General features: G+C 56.9%; 15 protein-coding genes. 3 read left to right on the top strand and 12 right to left on the bottom strand.

The annotated features are described in order from the left end of the window. Positions 1 to 98: 98 nt before the first annotated feature. Positions 99 to 332, bottom strand: a complete 234-nt coding sequence (locus tag HMPREF2820_RS01730) for a DUF3046 domain-containing protein (protein WP_005509697.1) — start codon at positions 330 to 332, stop codon at positions 99 to 101. Between the two features lie 79 nt (positions 333 to 411). Here HMPREF2820_RS01730 and HMPREF2820_RS01725 point away from each other — a divergent pair, with 79 nt between their 5' ends. The 3 genes from HMPREF2820_RS01725 to HMPREF2820_RS01715 are packed head-to-tail and all read left to right on the top strand — an operon-like array spanning position 412 to position 2,382. Next, complete coding sequence (locus HMPREF2820_RS01725; protein WP_070602477.1) at positions 412 to 1,029, top strand: biotin transporter BioY; 618 nt, start codon at positions 412 to 414, stop codon at positions 1,027 to 1,029. 34 nt (positions 1,030 to 1,063) lie between these two features. Continuing rightward, the gene (locus HMPREF2820_RS01720) at positions 1,064 to 1,765 is read left to right on the top strand and encodes an energy-coupling factor ABC transporter ATP-binding protein (protein ID WP_070602475.1); all 702 of its coding nucleotides are present in this window, start codon (positions 1,064 to 1,066) and stop codon (positions 1,763 to 1,765) included. Then, entirely contained in the window at positions 1,762 to 2,382 is a 621-nt protein-coding gene (locus tag HMPREF2820_RS01715) for an energy-coupling factor transporter transmembrane component T family protein (protein WP_070602473.1), read from the top strand. Before HMPREF2820_RS01720 ends, HMPREF2820_RS01715 begins: the two co-directional genes overlap by 4 nt. A 5-nt stretch (positions 2,383 to 2,387) precedes the next feature. Here HMPREF2820_RS01715 and HMPREF2820_RS01710 read toward each other — a convergent pair whose 3' ends face one another. The 11 genes from HMPREF2820_RS01710 to dapB all read right to left on the bottom strand — a co-directional run bounded on the left by HMPREF2820_RS01710 (position 2,388) and on the right by dapB (position 15,052). After that, positions 2,388 to 3,215 carry a PspA/IM30 family protein gene (locus HMPREF2820_RS01710; RefSeq protein ID WP_048733488.1) on the bottom strand — a complete coding sequence of 276 codons (828 nt, stop codon included), beginning with the start codon at positions 3,213 to 3,215 and terminating at the stop codon, positions 2,388 to 2,390. A gap of 141 nt (positions 3,216 to 3,356) precedes the next feature. Then, entirely contained in the window at positions 3,357 to 3,791 is a 435-nt protein-coding gene (locus HMPREF2820_RS01705) for a helix-turn-helix domain-containing protein (protein ID WP_048733491.1), read from the bottom strand. A 51-nt stretch (positions 3,792 to 3,842) separates the two neighbouring features. Beyond that, complete coding sequence (locus HMPREF2820_RS01700; RefSeq protein WP_048733535.1) at positions 3,843 to 4,385, bottom strand: CinA family protein; 543 nt, start codon at positions 4,383 to 4,385, stop codon at positions 3,843 to 3,845. Positions 4,386 to 4,409: 24 nt separating this feature from the next. Continuing rightward, on the bottom strand, positions 4,410 to 4,976 hold the full coding sequence (gene pgsA, locus HMPREF2820_RS01695; RefSeq protein WP_048733493.1) for a CDP-diacylglycerol--glycerol-3-phosphate 3-phosphatidyltransferase: 567 nt from the start codon (positions 4,974 to 4,976) through the stop codon (positions 4,410 to 4,412). Between the two features lie 31 nt (positions 4,977 to 5,007). After that, positions 5,008 to 6,141 carry a TerC family protein gene (locus HMPREF2820_RS01690; protein WP_070602732.1) on the bottom strand — a complete coding sequence of 378 codons (1,134 nt, stop codon included), beginning with the start codon at positions 6,139 to 6,141 and terminating at the stop codon, positions 5,008 to 5,010. 234 nt (positions 6,142 to 6,375) lie between these two features. Beyond that, positions 6,376 to 9,669 (bottom strand): DNA translocase FtsK, encoded by a 3,294-nt coding sequence (locus HMPREF2820_RS01685; RefSeq protein WP_070602730.1) that lies wholly within the window; start codon positions 9,667 to 9,669, stop codon positions 6,376 to 6,378. A gap of 105 nt (positions 9,670 to 9,774) precedes the next feature. Next, positions 9,775 to 10,392 (bottom strand): TIGR03085 family metal-binding protein, encoded by a 618-nt coding sequence (locus HMPREF2820_RS01680; protein WP_070602471.1) that lies wholly within the window; start codon positions 10,390 to 10,392, stop codon positions 9,775 to 9,777. An 89-nt stretch (positions 10,393 to 10,481) separates the two neighbouring features. Beyond that, entirely contained in the window at positions 10,482 to 12,563 is a 2,082-nt protein-coding gene (locus HMPREF2820_RS01675; protein WP_070602469.1) for a ribonuclease J, read from the bottom strand. Beyond that, on the bottom strand, positions 12,563 to 13,468 hold the full coding sequence (gene dapA / locus HMPREF2820_RS01670; protein ID WP_049170841.1) for a 4-hydroxy-tetrahydrodipicolinate synthase: 906 nt from the start codon (positions 13,466 to 13,468) through the stop codon (positions 12,563 to 12,565). Before dapA ends, HMPREF2820_RS01675 begins: the two co-directional genes overlap by 1 nt. A gap of 58 nt (positions 13,469 to 13,526) precedes the next feature. Then, complete coding sequence (thyX, locus tag HMPREF2820_RS01665) at positions 13,527 to 14,279, bottom strand: FAD-dependent thymidylate synthase (RefSeq protein WP_016422599.1); 753 nt, start codon at positions 14,277 to 14,279, stop codon at positions 13,527 to 13,529. Positions 14,280 to 14,299: 20 nt separating this feature from the next. Continuing rightward, positions 14,300 to 15,052 (bottom strand): 4-hydroxy-tetrahydrodipicolinate reductase, encoded by a 753-nt coding sequence (gene dapB / locus HMPREF2820_RS01660; protein ID WP_016422598.1) that lies wholly within the window; start codon positions 15,050 to 15,052, stop codon positions 14,300 to 14,302. Between the last annotated feature and the right edge of the window lie 105 nt (positions 15,053 to 15,157).

Genomic DNA, 15,157 nt, shown 5'->3' with positions numbered 1-15,157 from the left:
GACTTCATCAGCACTTTCGATAATATGCGAAACCCTGTTCGAATGGCAACGACACGCAAGAGCCGTCGGCAAGCATTCACCGTCGTCTACGCCGGAACCTATTCGTCAGGACCGTACCAGCGGTCTTCGGGAATATCGTGTTCCCTACACAGCGCCCACCAGATATCCCGAGGTTCGACCCCGTCTTCGAGCAATTCCGCGGGAGTTTTTCCATATTCCATCAGTACGTGGGAATGCAACAGCCACGGGCCGTGCTGAGGCCCAAATTCGTGGTTGACGAAGTTGTGAAAATCGGCCAATCGCATGAGACCAACGTACAAGATACCTGTCACTGATACCTACCTGGCCGCCTTTTTGCATAAACAAATCCCCGGTCCCCTGCCTGAACAGTGCTCAACCCAGGGGTTTAAGATGAGAGCTGTGAATAATTCCAAGGTGTATGACCTCACTCTTATCGCTGCTTTCGCAGCACTGATCATCGTGCTCGGCGGCATTGCCATTCCCGTTGGCGGCCTCGGCGTGCCAATCGTGCTACAGAACATGGGCATCGCACTGGCCGGGATGATTCTCGGATTCAAACGTGGCGGCCTCGCCTCTACCCTGTTCCTGGCTGTTGGTCTCGTGGGTGTTCCAAACATGGCGGGCTGGAAACCACTTCTCGCCGCACTCCCCGGCCCTACCGTGGGTTACATTGTCGGCTATTTAATTGCCGGTTTCGCAATCGGCGCGATTGCCCAGCAAGCACCACGGGCGAAGGTTTCACGAATCAGCGTCTTCATCGGCGCAGGCCTCGTCGGAGTTCTACTACAGTACTTCTTCGGATCTGTCGGATTGACTTGGCGTATGGGACTTAGCTTCACCGACGCACTGATTACCAACGTCCCGTTTATCCCAGGCGACGTGGCAAAGGTTGTCGTAGCCGCGCTTATTGCTACTGCCGTACTGCAGGCTTTCCCTGATTTGCTTCCCGACGCTGCCAACCGTAAGCAAAGTCGTTTGGTTAAGGAAGCAGCCACCTCGGGCAATTAACCCCACAGAATTAGAAAGGGTCTCGAGTCGCACTATGCCCACCATCGCTTTTGACCGCGCGTCCGCAACCTATTCGGGACGCCAGATACTGAAGCCGACCACGCTAACTCTCACAGAGAACCGCATTGGCATTATCGGCGAAAACGGTGGCGGTAAGTCCACGCTGGTGCGACTCATTAACGGCCTGGGCCCGGTCACTGGTGGCACGGTCACGTATGAGGGCATGAATGTCGCAAAGCAGGCAAAGGCAATTCGCAAGAATGTCGGCTTCATCTTTTCTGATGCGGATAACCAAATTGTGATGCCGACAGTCGCAGAGGACATTGCCTTTTCACTACGCAAGCGAAAACTGCCAAAGGATGAGCGCAACCAGCTGGTGCAGGAAGCTCTTGAGCGATTTGGGCTCGCCAATCATTCTGACGCCTCGCCACACTTGCTCTCGGGTGGACAAAAACAGCTACTGGCGCTGGCGGCAGTGTTAATTCTTAATCCCACGACCATTATTGCCGATGAGCCCACTACGCTCCTCGACTTGCGCAATCGTCTCCACATTCGGAATATTTTCGCCCAGCTTGAGCAGCAAATTATCGTGGTCACTCATGATCTGGATTTTCTTATGGACTTCGACCGAGTTATCCGTGTAAGCGCAGGAGAAATCGTCGACGACGGTGCGCCGAAGGAAGTTATTGACCGATACGTCAGCGATATGACTCGTGCGGAAGAAGGCCGCTCATGATTCATCCAGCCGATGTCCCGTTAGGGCTTTACCTAAACCATAAGTCCCCTGTGCACAGGCTCCCGACGGCCCCCAAACTCATCATTGTCATCGCATTTTTATTGCTCACCGGGATTCTCGTGGATACCTGGCTAGGCGGGGCGATTGCCCTGGCAATTGTCACCCTCGCTTATGCGGTGGCCAAGGTGCCACCCATGGTTGCTTTCCGACAGCTCCGTGGAGCCGTAGTCATTTTGGCGCTGCTTTCGCTTCTCCTGTGGTGGCGCGCCGGAGGTGAGCAAGCGCTGACGACCTTCCTCGCACTTCTCGCCACAATCGCAGCGGCAATATTGCTAACGCTGACGACCCGCGTCAGCGACATCATGGATACTTTGACCGCTGCGATGCAGCCGTTCGCCCGTTTCGGCCTACCAGTCGACACCATCGCGCTCGCACTATCGCTGACGCTGCGTATGATTCCGCTTCAGGTTATGGCCGCTGCCGAGGTACTGGAGGCTCGAAAAGCCCGAGGGGCTACCGGCTCAATCATTGCCTTCGGCGTACCTGTGGTCATCCGAACCATTAATCGCTCGAAGGCAATGGGCGATTCGCTAATCGCACGTGGCGAAGGTGAGTAGGAGAATTAATTGCCCTCACGCAGCTGGCGCATGCGCTCAGCAACAGCAGGGTCAACGTTGGAGGCAGCGCTTCCCTCGATGGACTTCTGAGCCGCGCCACCAGAGAGCTCGTTGCCACCGTTCATTTCTGCGCGGATTTGCTCCAGGCGAGAGTGCCCAGCAAGCTGAACGCCTGCGGCCTCTACCTCAGCCATACGCCCCTGAACCGAGTTCTGAGCCAGCTCAGCCTGACCAAGAGCGTTAGCGTAACGACGTTCAATCTTGTCACGAACCTGATCCAGATTAGGTGTAGCCCCCGAAGAAATCTGATTCATCGACTGCAGGGACTCAGAGACCTTCTCCTGCATCTTTGCTTGCTCCAGCTGGCTGAGGAGCTTTGCGCGCTCCGCGACCTTCTGCTGCAGCTGCATGGAATTACGCTCGACGGCCTTCTTAGCCTGAGCTGCCTGCTGCAGCGACTGATCGTGCAGAGCCTTCAAATCTTCTACCGACTGCTCAGCAGTAACCAACTGAGCTGCGAAAGCCTCAGCTGCGTTCTCATACTCCGTAGCCTTGGCGGTATCCCCCTCAGCACGAGCCTTGTCAGCGAGCTGCAATGCCTGACGAGTGTTCCCCTGCAGCTTCTCAATCTCAGCGAGCTGACGGTTAAGGCGCATTTCCAGCTGGCGCTGATTACCAATCACCGCCGCTGCCTGCTGCGATAGTTCCTGGTGCTGCCGCTGAGCATCCTCGATAGCCTGCTGAATCTGCACCTTCGGATCAGCGTTTTCCTCAATCTTGGAATCAAAAGCGGCCATCAAGTAATTCCACAGCTTTACAAATGGATTAGCCATAGCGTCCCATACACCTTTCTTATTGCAACTACCTCAAAGCAGGTCTGTGCTTATCGCGCACCCAATCTTAACTAAAGCCGAGCGTCTTCGGGTGCTAAGTACCGGGGCAATGGAATGAAATTCCACCGCCGCAACCATTTTCTACATCGCTGCCAATTCTGGGCTCGCCGAATGCAGGGCCATCGCTGTGGCTGCTTCCATCATCAAATCCGACACCGTCACACCAAGCGCCGCGCATACCGACGCCAGCAGCTCAGATGAGACTTCTTTCCGTCCACGCTCAAGCTCAGACAAATAACCAGGGCTAATAGCCGCATTTTCAGAAAGCTCACGAAGCGTCTGTCCACTGCGCGAACGGATATCACGCAGCGTCTCCCCCAGTGCCTCTCGCAGGAGTGGCTCACGGGATTCTCCGCGTTCCGCCAAATCCTGTGCCGTTAACTTTGCAACCGATCCAGGCTGCTCCGCTACAGCCACTCGCGCCGACGGTGCTGTGGCGTCCATGGAAGCCTCCAAAGCGGCAGCGCTATCTACCTCTGGGTAGCGAATGGTCATAAGTGCAGTATTGTTGGTCATCACTCTCTCTAACGCTTTAGAGGGCCGACCTGTTCCCAATATTCAAAAATTCTACTCACCGTCGAGATTCTGCAACAACAGTTCTAACGCCAATACCACTGCTTGACGACGAATCTCCGCGCGCGAACCCTCTTTATTCACCGGCAACCTAACAGCGGTTACCCCATCAAGGTACGAAACTCCTGGCGGTTTCAGACCACACCAGACTTCACCTACTGGGTGCCCATCCTGCATCGTTGGACCAGCAACGCCAGTTAGCGAAATCCCCCAGTCCGCCACTGTCTTATTCGCCACTCCAAGTGCCATATACCGGGCCGTCAACTCGGACACGGGGCCATATGCGGCCAAAACATCCTTTGGCACGTCGGCAAGCAACGCCTTCGTGTCAGTGGCGTAGGTGACCACGCCACCGCGCAGAACGGCGGAGGCTCCCGGTACGGAGGCAACAGTGGCGCAGAGAAGACCTGCGGTAAGTGATTCTGCGGCCGCAAAAGTCTCTCCGCGGGAGGTAAGCGCTTGGACGAGTTTAAGCGAAACGCCGTCGACAGCGTCATCGTTTCGGTCGCTCTGGGCGAGGTGTCCGACTGTGTTCACAGCGTTAACCTCCACTTAATTCCTCTACGAAACCTTACGCGCATCCACAATGTACTGGATTCCGGTACCGACGGTGACGACAATCGCGGCAATCATCACAATCCAGGACGGCCAGAACAACCAGTCCACTGGCATCAGGAATAGCCCCACTGCTACAGACTGCAGGACCGTCTTTATCTTGCCGCCCCGAGAAGCCGGAACAACACGCCCCTGACGCAGTGCGAACATACGCCAGATGGTGATGCCACCTTCGCGAATCACGATGATGACAGTCACCCACCACGGCAGAATCTCGATGATATTCATACCGATCAGCGCGGCCAGCATCAGCGCCTTATCGGCAATCGGATCGGCAATCTTGCCAAAGTCGGTAATGAGATTACGGCTGCGTGCGAGGTGCCCGTCCAACTTGTCAGTCGCCATCAGAAGCGCGAAGACGACAAACGACCACCAGCGCCAATTGGTGGCTTCGCCGCCCTCCTGAAGAAGTACCCACAAGAACACCGGCACTCCGAGGATGCGAAGCACGGTCAGGAAATTGGGCAAGTTCCAGTTGGAAACACGGCTTGTATCAGCACTTGGAGCAGTCACAGTTGTTACCTTATCTCACAATCGTGTTCGATTAATGCCCAGGCTCGTTCTTACCGGTGTGCGAACCGTTAGTTTCGTTTCCGGCCGACGCTGACCTCTCACCGACAGAGGCAGAAGAAGCGTGAGAGCCAAGGCCATCGTCGTTTCCATGATCATCGTGGTGAACACGCGGAAGGGCAATCGCACCCATGTTTTCATCACGCTTAATCTTGAGCCACGATGCCAGGACAGTCACCACCAGCACGATGACGATGACCGCCAGCGACACCCAGGTCGATACTTCAGGTACCGACACGTTCTCACCGCCGTTAATAAACGGCAGGTTGTTTTCATGCAGTGCGTGCAATAGCAACTTCACGCCAATGAAGGCCAGGATGACTCCCAGACCATAAGCCAGGTACACCAACCGATCCAGCAGACCGTCAAGCAAGAAGTACATCTGACGCAAACCCATGAGAGCCAGGGCATTTGCAGTAAAGACGATGTATGCCTCATCCGTCAGGCCGTAGATAGCCGGGATAGAGTCAAACGCAAACATCACGTCGATAAAACCGATGGACACCAGCGCGATGGCAAGTGGCGTCAAGTAACGCTTGCCGTTTTCCTTAACGGTCAGCTTGTCCCTGTTGTAATGGTCCGAAATCGGGACAATTCGACGCAGCCATTGAATCAGCTTCATATCCGACGGATCGGGTTCCGGCTTATCGACGGCTTCGTCGTACACCGTCTTGATAGCCGTGTAAATCAGGAAAATTGCAAACAGGTAGAAAACGTCGGACCACTTGGCAATAACGGCAGCACCAGCCCAAATGAACAGGCCTCGGAATACCAGCGCCATCGCAATACCGAACAGCAAAACCTTTTGCTGGTACTGGCGTGGAATCTTAAACGCACCGATGATGAGCGCAAAGACAAACAGGTTGTCTACGCTGAGCGCCTTTTCAGTGATATAGCCCGATAGAAACTCAATGCCTCGGTGGTGATCCCACAACAACCACACCATTCCGCCAAAAATTAATGCCAAGACTACGTAGAAAGCGGTCCAGCCGCCGGCTTCCTTCATAGTTGGGTTATGCGGCGTGCGAACGTGTGCATAGAAGTCAAAGGCGATAAAACCCATGACGACCACAATGGTGATGATCCATACCAATGCGGGGACATGCATATTAAAAAAGACCTCCGGTCGTGCGAACATGAACCGGAGGTCTCTCCTGCTTCTGCCAAAGTGGCAAAAGTGACGGCACCGGGATTGAATCTGCACAAAGCGAGTCTGTGCGTCCAATCCGTGCTGACGATAACCGTCACGGGCTAGCGGAAAACATCCGCTTTACCGGGGATACTCCCCTCCACGTGTGCCGACTATACACGCAATCAGAAACCGCGGTGAGGCTAGGTCGTCCTACGCCATAGACTGATTCGGATCAGCGTCGACTACGTTTACTTCTTCCTTAGGAGCGTCCTCCGGATTTGCGCCCTTGATCATCCACTTAATGGTTTCGAGCTCCTCTGGCTTGACCAGCACCTCACGTGCCTTAGAGCCCTCTGATGGCCCGACCACTCCGCGAGTTTCCATCAGGTCCATCAGTCGACCAGCCTTGGCAAAGCCGACTCGCATCTTGCGCTGCAACATCGAGGTCGACCCGTGCTGTGCGGTGACCACCAGCTCGACTGCCTGAAGCAAATCTTCCAGGTCATCTCCAATATCGGGGTCAATGTTGCGCTCAGCCTCAGCGCTCTTATCCTCTGTGACACCCTCGGTGTAATCCGGCTCGGCCTGTGCCTTAGCCGCATCGACTACTGCCTGAATCTCCTCGTCTGTGACGAAGGCACCCTGCAGCCGTCGCGGCTTGCCTGCACCCTGTGGAATGAACAGGCCATCGCCCATACCAATGAGCTTTTCAGCACCTCCCTGGTCAAGAATGACGCGGGAGTCCGTGAGTGACGAGGTAGCGAATGCCAATCGCGATGGCACGTTCGTCTTAATCAAACCGGTGACCACATCCACAGACGGACGCTGCGTAGCCAACACCAAGTGGATACCGGCGGCACGGGCCTTCTGCGTGATGCGCACAATCGCATCTTCGATATCGCGGGGTGCGGTCATCATCAGGTCTGCCAGCTCGTCGACGACACAGACAATGTACGGGTACGGACGGTACTCGCGTTCCGAGCCAAGTGGCGTCGTAATCTCACCGGACTTGACCTTACGGTTGAAATCCTTGATGTGACGGACGCGGGCGGCCTTCATGTCCATGTACCGCTGTTCCATCTCTTCAACCAGCCACTGCAGAGCCGCCGCGGCCTTCTTCGGCTGAGTGATGATTGGCGTAATCAGGTGAGGAATCCCCTCGTAGGGAGTCAGCTCGACCATCTTCGGGTCCACCAGAATCAGTCGGACATCCTCCGGGGTTGCACGCGTCAGCAGCGACACCAACATCGAGTTTACGAACGCGGACTTACCCGAACCGGTCGAACCGGCAACGAGAAGGTGCGGCATCTTCTGGATAGAGTGCGAGATGAACTCGCCCTCAATATCCTTACCGAGCCCAATCAGCATCGGGTCATCGTTCGCAACGGTTTTGGGGGCGTTGAGTACGTCGGCAAGCCGAACCATCTCACGGTCGTTGTTCGGGACCTCGATACCAACGGCTGACTTGCCTGGAATCGGAGTCAGTAGGCGGACATTGTCGGTCGCTACCGCATAGGCAATGTTGGACTGGAGGTTCGTGATCTTCGAGACCTTCACGCCCGGGCCAAGCTCGACCTCGTAGCGAGTCACCGTCGGACCGCGAGAGAAACCAGTCACCGCAGCGTCGACCTTGAATTCTGCGAATACCTCAGTAATCGCTTCAATCATGCGGTCGTTCGTCGCCGTACGTGTCTTGGGGCGCTCACCTGGGATCAACAAGTTAGTCGATGGCAGGTGGTAGTCAGACTCCGGCGTGCATGCCGACGAAGCGGACGTACCCTCGGCGTCCTTTTCCAATTCAGACTTCGGAGTTGTGGCCGGAATCTTAGAGGCATCGATGCCAGAACGAGCGGCAATGGCATCCATGGTGCGGCGCGTAGCCTCAGAAACCGCATCCCGCGAATCATCGACAGACGACTCGCTCTGCGGCGCACTCGCCGGCGCTACAGCCTCAGGCTGAGCGGGCTGTTTCGGAGCTCGGGAAGCGGAAACACGATTGCGTTCGCTGCTGCTAGCTGCAGCAGCCTCCTGCGTCGGGTACTCGGAGTACTCGTCATACTCCTCGTCGGCAGCGTGGTAGTTCGTGCCCCCGACAGCCGGAATAGTCGATTCCGTTTCGGCGGTGTCCCGATGCACAGCATCCGACTGAGTTTCCTCCACGTACTCAGCCGCCGGAAACGCCGGCTCCACCGGGGAGACTCGGTTGGAGTGCTGTGCCCCATGCCGGACATCAAACACTGTGGTCTTTGCCGAATCATAGTCGACATCCTCAACCTGACGGGCAGGTCGCGGAGCCTGTCGAGTCCTCTGCGGCTCTTCGTCCAAAAGATCGTAGAGATTACCGTCAGCATCCGGTTCGTCGTAAGGCGCGGGTTCGGGTGCAGACATACGGCTATCCGCGCCACGGCGAGGAGCTCGGTAAGCAGAGCGATCGGTCGAACGCGACGAGGAATGATGCGTGCGGCCGCTGTGGCTTGGGCGACGCTCGATTAGCTGCGTCGGCTGGTCAAAGTCCTCATCGGCATATGCGGTATCCGAATCCCAGCTCGCACGACGTTCCAGCATGTCATCGACATTGCCGTAGGGATCGTCCGATTCCGGCTCGTCGCCGGCACGACGCGAAGACCATTCGGAAAAGTTGAAGTACTCCTTAGTGGCATCGATAAGTTGACGCACCGTCGCGCCAGAGAGCACCAGAGCGCCGTAAAAAACGATGCCCAGCAACAAAACGACGGCGACCCACGAGGTAAACCCGGCTGCTAGCGGCGAACCGATATAACCACCGATTGCGCCACCAGCTGCACGTCGCCCCTGCCAGTCCGCAGGACGACCAGAGCCGATATGCACAATTGCGAGCAGACCCACCACAATCAGCGAAGCTCCAGTAATGGTAGGTGTCAGACGTTCACGACGCGGCATCGCATCCAGCATCATCAATACGGAAACAACACCGAGCAGCACCGGAAGTACAAAAGCGCCGATACCAATGAGCGTGCGCACTGCCGTTTCAATGAACTCCCCCACTGGCCCTGCCAGGTGGAACCATGTCGAACCAGCCAGCACAATTGCCAACGCCAGCACGAGTAGTGCCAGGCCATCCTTCGATCCCGGTTCGCCACCCTCATCGAAGTCTGCATCGAACTCGTCAGCTGGCACGGAGGCCGGTGCCGGAGGTTCAATTACATCGTCATAACCGCTAGCTGCTTTACGACGCTTCCTACGGGGCTTCGTCGAAAAATCGGCGTCACTTTCGCGCCGCGACATATTCTCCTCTTCGTTTCGCTTATTTTTGCGACCGCCTACCCGACGGGCGAGACCAGCCACGCCGCGGGCAGTTTCAGTCCAGGCGCTGGCCAAGCTATTGCCCACGATCGACATGGCGCTAGGAGTGCGCTCGAATTCCTCCGTGGCGCTGTGCACGGGGTATCGCCGCGTGGCATCTGTCTCCGCAGAGCGGGAAGATCCACGACGATTGTCAGTTCTGGTTCGGCTGGTCGCAGACATGACCATTACCTTACAGCTAACACCGGATCGTTTTCACATTAGTCACACGCGTGTCATTGTTTAACAGGCGTGCTGTCGCGACCACCCAGAACTGAGAACGTGATTTTAAAGACTGTTGCGCTTGATGCCCGATTCGTCGCCGTCGATGGTGACGCGTACCTCGTCACGGCCATAGAGCCACAGCACCAGTTCCCCGACGCTTCCGTGGACAGTCACAACTGGAGCACCTTTAGCACTGTTGTCGATTAGGGTCACCGCAACTCCGTCGTCACGCATTAGCACCACGGTCGAGGTCGAACCGCGCAACATCATACGGCCGGCAGTAGTGACCAGACGCCACAGGTCCGAAACTCCGGAGGGTGGCAGCTGACGAACGGTCCAGCCTTCCTGGGCACGACGGACATCCTCGTGATGGACGAAGTTCTCCGCAGCGTTGACGTAGCGGTCTGCCCAGTTCATTGGATTCCATCGCGGAGCACCACTACCCCACTTCCCCACCACTTCGACGTAGGGCATTCGATTGACCTCAGCGGTAACAGCATCGAGGCGGTCCGAAAGCGCCTTGACGAACATCCCGCCAGCGGCATCCAGACGATTTTCGCGAATGTATAGGTGGTTCGCAAGATCCCGGGTCGTCCACCCCTCGCACAAGGTCGGTGCGTCAGGGCCGACGCTGAGCAGTAGATTAGCTAGGTCTTCACGTTCCCGTTCAGCAAAAGTCATAGCTCCAGCCTAGACCAGGCACGGAGAAGCCCGCATCCACACGGTTGTAGGTGGATGCGGGCTCTTAGGCTAAAAGACGCTCTAGAAACTTAGATGCTTTCGCGCGACTCCTGGATTTCCTCATCGGTAACCTCTTCGGCTGCCTCAGAGGACATCGGCACGATGGTCGGAACGACCATCGGGCTGCGACGCCACTTCTGGTTAATGACACGCTCGGTGCGGCGACGAACTTCCTGAGCCATACGGTACGGGTTGTTCTCGCCACTGCCAGCCAGGTCAAAGAGAGTATCGTCAACGACCTGCTCGACGGTTTCGAGCACTTCCTTGGCGTCGTCCGAGTAACCGCGAGCCTGAGCCCGTGGCTTCTCCAACGGGCGGCCAGTGCGGTTATCAATGACGGCTGTGACGGTGATAAGACCACCTTCACGCATTTCAGCACGGTCTGCCAGCACGTCAGCGTCGACGTCACCCATGGTGACGCCATCGACGTAGAGGTTACCGACCGGAACCTGGCCAACTACACGAGCGCGGCCATCAACAAGGTCGACTACCACACCGTTCTGAGCCAGGACAACGTTCTCTGGCTTCACGCCAGTGGACACAGCCAGCTCCTTGTTGGCACGGAGGTGGCGCCACTCACCGTGAATCGGCATGACGTTCGACGGACGAGCTGCGTTGTAGAGGAACAGCAGCTCGCCGGCAAAGCCGTGACCGGAGGTGTGAACCTTCGCATCCTTGCCGGTGATAACCGTGGCACCAATTTGGGCCAGCATGTTGATAACGCCGAAGACTGCCTCTTCGTTACCGGGTACCAGCGAAGAACTGAGGATAATCAGGTCGCCATCACGGACGGTGATCTGACGGTGCTCACGGCGGGCCATGCGAGACAGCGCAGCCATTGGCTCGCCCTGCGTACCGGTAGTCACCAGCACGACCTTGTGGGGCGCCATGCGAGCGGCCTCGTTCATCTCCACAATGGTATTTTCCGGAGCGGTCAGCAGCCCCAATTCCTGCGCGATGCGCATGTTGCGAATCATAGAGCGACCGTTGAAGGCAACCTTGCGGCCAGCCTTAACAGCTGCGTCGATGACCGCCTGCACGCGGTAGACATTCGATGCGAAGGCCGCGACGATAACGCGCTGCTTGGCATCCATAATCAGACGGCGCAGAGTTGGAGCCAATTCCGCCTCGGATCCCGAGAAGCCCGGAATCGTAGCGTTGGTGGACTCACACAAGAAGAGGTCGATTCCCTCATCACCGTAGCGGCTCAGCGCCGGCAGGTCAGTCGGCTTTCCGTCCGGCGGGGTCTGGTCCATCTTCACGTCACCGGTGTGGACGACCATGCCTGCTCCGGTCTTAATGACGATGCCAAGGCACTCCGGAATCGAGTGGTTGACATTGAAGAAACGCAGATCGAACGGACCACGCTGAATGTGGCTGGTGTCGTTGACCTCGATGACCTTCGGGCGCTGACGGTGTTCCTGTGTCTTGGCCTGAATCAGTGCCAGGGTAAAGCGAGAAGCAATAATCGGGATGTCCGCGCGCTGCTTGAGCAACCAAGGGATAGCACCGATGTGGTCCTCGTGACCGTGGGTGACCACGAGAGCTTCCACGCGATCCCACTTGTCTTCCATGTAGGAGAAGTCAGGCAGGATCAGGTCAACACCCGGCTCATCCGAGCTCGGGAACAGCACGCCGCAGTCGACGATGATCAGGCGGTTCTTGTACTCCAACACGGTCATATTGCGACCGATTTCGGAAATACCGCCCAGTGCAACCACGCGCAGGCCGTCCTTGGGGGCCTTCGGCGGTGCAGGAAGACGCTGGGTCAAGTCCGCACCCTGCATCGACTGGACTACGTTACGACGGTTGCCACCGCGTCCGCCACGGCCACCCCTCGAACTATTTCCGCGATTACCTCCACGGCCACCGCGACCACCGCGGGAACCGCGGTTGGAAGAATTCGAGGAACCTTCGGACTTCTTAGCGTTACCGGAGTTCTTACGCTCACCGGAACGCTGCGAGGACTTCGAGCCGTTGGATTTAGCTCCACCCTTGTCGGAACCCTTGGATGCAGAGTTATTGGACTGCTCTGCTGCAGCCACGTCGGACTCGGAAGGCGGACCAGCCTTACGAGTTACCTTGCGGGCGCGATTGCGTCCTTCAGCCACTACAGAACACCTGCCTTCCGCATAGCTTCTTCAAGCACCTCAAGCTGCTGGTCATTTGCTGCAATTTGCGGCAAGCGTGGATCTCCTATCTCAATGCCCTGCAGACGCAGAGCGGATTTAGCAAAACTTACACCGCCAAGTGCAGCCTGAGCGGCAAACAGCGGAGTCATCTTCGCGTGGGCAGCCTGCGCACCAGCAAGGTCTCCCTTGTCAAAGCAAGAGCGCACCTCAGCCAGCAGCTGCGGGGCTGCATGTCCAATAACGGAAATAAACCCGGTGGCGCCAATAGACAGCCACGGAAGGTTCAGCACATCGTCACCGGAGTACCACGCCAAATCAGTATTAGCGATAATGCCGGCGGCAGCTCCCAAATCCCCCTTGGCGTCCTTAACAGCCTGGATTCTCGGGTGCTCCGCCAACCGGTAAATGGTATCAACTTCAATCGGAATAACCGAACGCGGCGGAATGTCATACAAACACACCGGCGCCTCGGTTGCGTCAGCCACTGCCGTAAAGTGACGGTACAGCCCCTCCTGGGACGGCTTGGAGTAATACGGCGTGACGACGAGCAGCGCATCCGCGCCCGCCTCCACAGAAGCCTTTGCCAGCTCGATGGACCCGGCCGTGTCATTGGTGCCGGCACCGGCCACGAGCTTAACCTCGTCACCCATCTCTGCACGGACAGCTCGGAGAAGCTCAAGCTTTTCCTCAACCGTCGTAGTAGGCGACTCGCCGGTAGTACCGGCCAGAATGAGTGCATCGCAGCCACCGTCTACAAGATGACCAGCGAGCTGCACACCCGCCTTGACATCGAGGTTTCCGTCCTTATCAAAAGGGGTCACCATAGCTACGGCGACGGTGCCGAAAATGTCAGCACCGCGAGTTGACGCAATTCCTGTGCTCATTGTTGACTACCTTTTCTTAAAAATCTCAATCGACTATATCTTCACACTGTACGTGCGATTACCCCTCGAAGGCATAAGGACTCGATGCGACGACCGACCCATCCTTCAGAGTGTTAATCTCAAAATCCCCAAAAGCAACAGGAGCACAGCGCTGCAGCTCCCGTAGGCAAGCCACTGCCAACTCCCGAATTTCAGCATCGGCATGCTCAGTCGCACGCATCGAAATGAAGTGGCGCCAAGACCGGAAATTACCAGTAACCACGATTCGAGTTTCGGTGGCATTGGGCAAAACCGCCCGGGCTGCCTGGCGTGCCTGCTTTCGCCGCAAGATAGCGTTGGGCTCGTCGGCCCACTTCTCTTCCAGTGCGTCTAATAACTCACCATAGGCGAAACGGGACTGATCAACCGCGCTTTCGAAAACTCGCAACAGATCCGGGTCCTCCGCAATTGCGGGAGGAACCACAACATTGTTGGAACTGGCCGGCACAAACCGCTGCGACAACTGCGAAAAGGAAAAGTGGCGGTGCCGTGTGAGTTCATGTGCACACGAGCGCGACAGCCCACGAACATAGATGCTTGCACTTGCGTGTTCAAAAAGTGAGGTGTGGCCTACCTCAAGCACATGTCGCAGGTATCCCCTATTCGTCGCCGTTCGTGGATTGGGCTTGTCCCACGTTTCATAACAAGCCCTGCCGGAGAACTCAATCAATGCTTCCCCACCATCGGCATCGCTATCAAAGTCGATGTCCTCCGGCGGGAAGAAGTTGGTCGCGGCGATTAGCTGCGCCTTGAGAGTGACATTTTCAGACATTTTCAGTTAACTCCCGGCCATTAAAGTCCCAGGAACGGCTCCAGTCCCACAGTCAGGCCCGGAAAATCCTCAATCTTGCGCACACCCAGCAGAACGCCTGGTACGAAGCTGGTGCGCGAGTAGGAGTCCTGCTTGATGGTGAGCGACTGCCCTTCTGCACCGAAGATAACGGTCTCGTGAGCCACCGAACCGGTCATACGGACTGCGTGCACCGGAATGCCCTCGACCTCAGCACCGCGAGCACCATCGAGAGTTTGCTCAGTGGCGTCCGGCTGCTCCCCCATGCCGGCTTCCTTGCGAGCACGAGCAATAGCCTCAGCAGTGTGGATAGCGGTGCCCGAGGGGGCATCCTTCTTAAAAGGGTGGTGCATTTCGATAACTTCAGCGGAATCGAAGTACGGAGCGGCTAGCTCCGCCATCTTCATGGTCAGTACCGCGGAGATTGCGAAGTTCGGTGCAATAAGAACATTGGCCTCACCGTCGGCGTCGTCAAGCCAGCGCTGCACCTGATCGAGGCGCTCCTTGGTAAAGCCCGTAGTACCCACGACGGCGTTGATGCCATTCTTAATGCAGAACTCAAGATTGCCCATCACAGCGTCGGGCTGAGTAAAGTCAACAATGGTCTGCACACCAGCGGTGACAAGTTCATTCAGGTCATCGCCAGAGTCGAGACCCGCTGCCAGCTCCAAATCGTCGGCGGCTTCAACTGCCTCGCAGATGGTGGACCCTACCTTGCCCTTGGCGCCAAGTACGCCGACCTTGATATTGCTCACAGCTATTGTCCTTTCCCAACGAGTTTATCTTTCTCCCTTACCTTAGAATGTGTTGGCCAACTTGTGTGCCAATGCCCCCGTCCGCTTTGCCTTTTGTCGACTTAC

This window comes from Corynebacterium sp. HMSC064E08 (genome assembly GCF_001811805.1).
GTDB classification, from domain to species: domain Bacteria; phylum Actinomycetota; class Actinomycetes; order Mycobacteriales; family Mycobacteriaceae; genus Corynebacterium; species Corynebacterium jeikeium_D.
Note: the sequence above shows the minus strand (reverse complement) of the source record. Positions and strands in the feature narration are given on the sequence as shown.

Bases quoted from the DNA above. Each gene is read 5' to 3' on its own strand.
- HMPREF2820_RS01690 (WP_070602732.1), bottom strand. From the start codon at position 6,141: ATGCATGTCCCCGCATTGGTATGGATCATCACCATTGTGGTCGTCATG.
- dapA (WP_049170841.1), bottom strand. From the start codon at position 13,468: ATGAGCACAGGAATTGCGTCAACTCGCGGTGCTGACATTTTCGGCACC.
- HMPREF2820_RS01710 (WP_048733488.1), bottom strand. From the start codon at position 3,215: ATGGCTAATCCATTTGTAAAGCTGTGGAATTACTTGATGGCCGCTTTT.
- HMPREF2820_RS01725 (WP_070602477.1), top strand. From the start codon at position 412: ATGAGAGCTGTGAATAATTCCAAGGTGTATGACCTCACTCTTATCGCT.
- HMPREF2820_RS01685 (WP_070602730.1), bottom strand. From the start codon at position 9,669: ATGTCTGCGACCAGCCGAACCAGAACTGACAATCGTCGTGGATCTTCC.
- HMPREF2820_RS01680 (WP_070602471.1), bottom strand. From the start codon at position 10,392: ATGACTTTTGCTGAACGGGAACGTGAAGACCTAGCTAATCTACTGCTC.
- HMPREF2820_RS01720 (WP_070602475.1), top strand. From the start codon at position 1,064: ATGCCCACCATCGCTTTTGACCGCGCGTCCGCAACCTATTCGGGACGC.
- HMPREF2820_RS01715 (WP_070602473.1), top strand. From the start codon at position 1,762: ATGATTCATCCAGCCGATGTCCCGTTAGGGCTTTACCTAAACCATAAG.
- thyX (WP_016422599.1), bottom strand. From the start codon at position 14,279: ATGTCTGAAAATGTCACTCTCAAGGCGCAGCTAATCGCCGCGACCAAC.
- HMPREF2820_RS01705 (WP_048733491.1), bottom strand. From the start codon at position 3,791: ATGACCAACAATACTGCACTTATGACCATTCGCTACCCAGAGGTAGAT.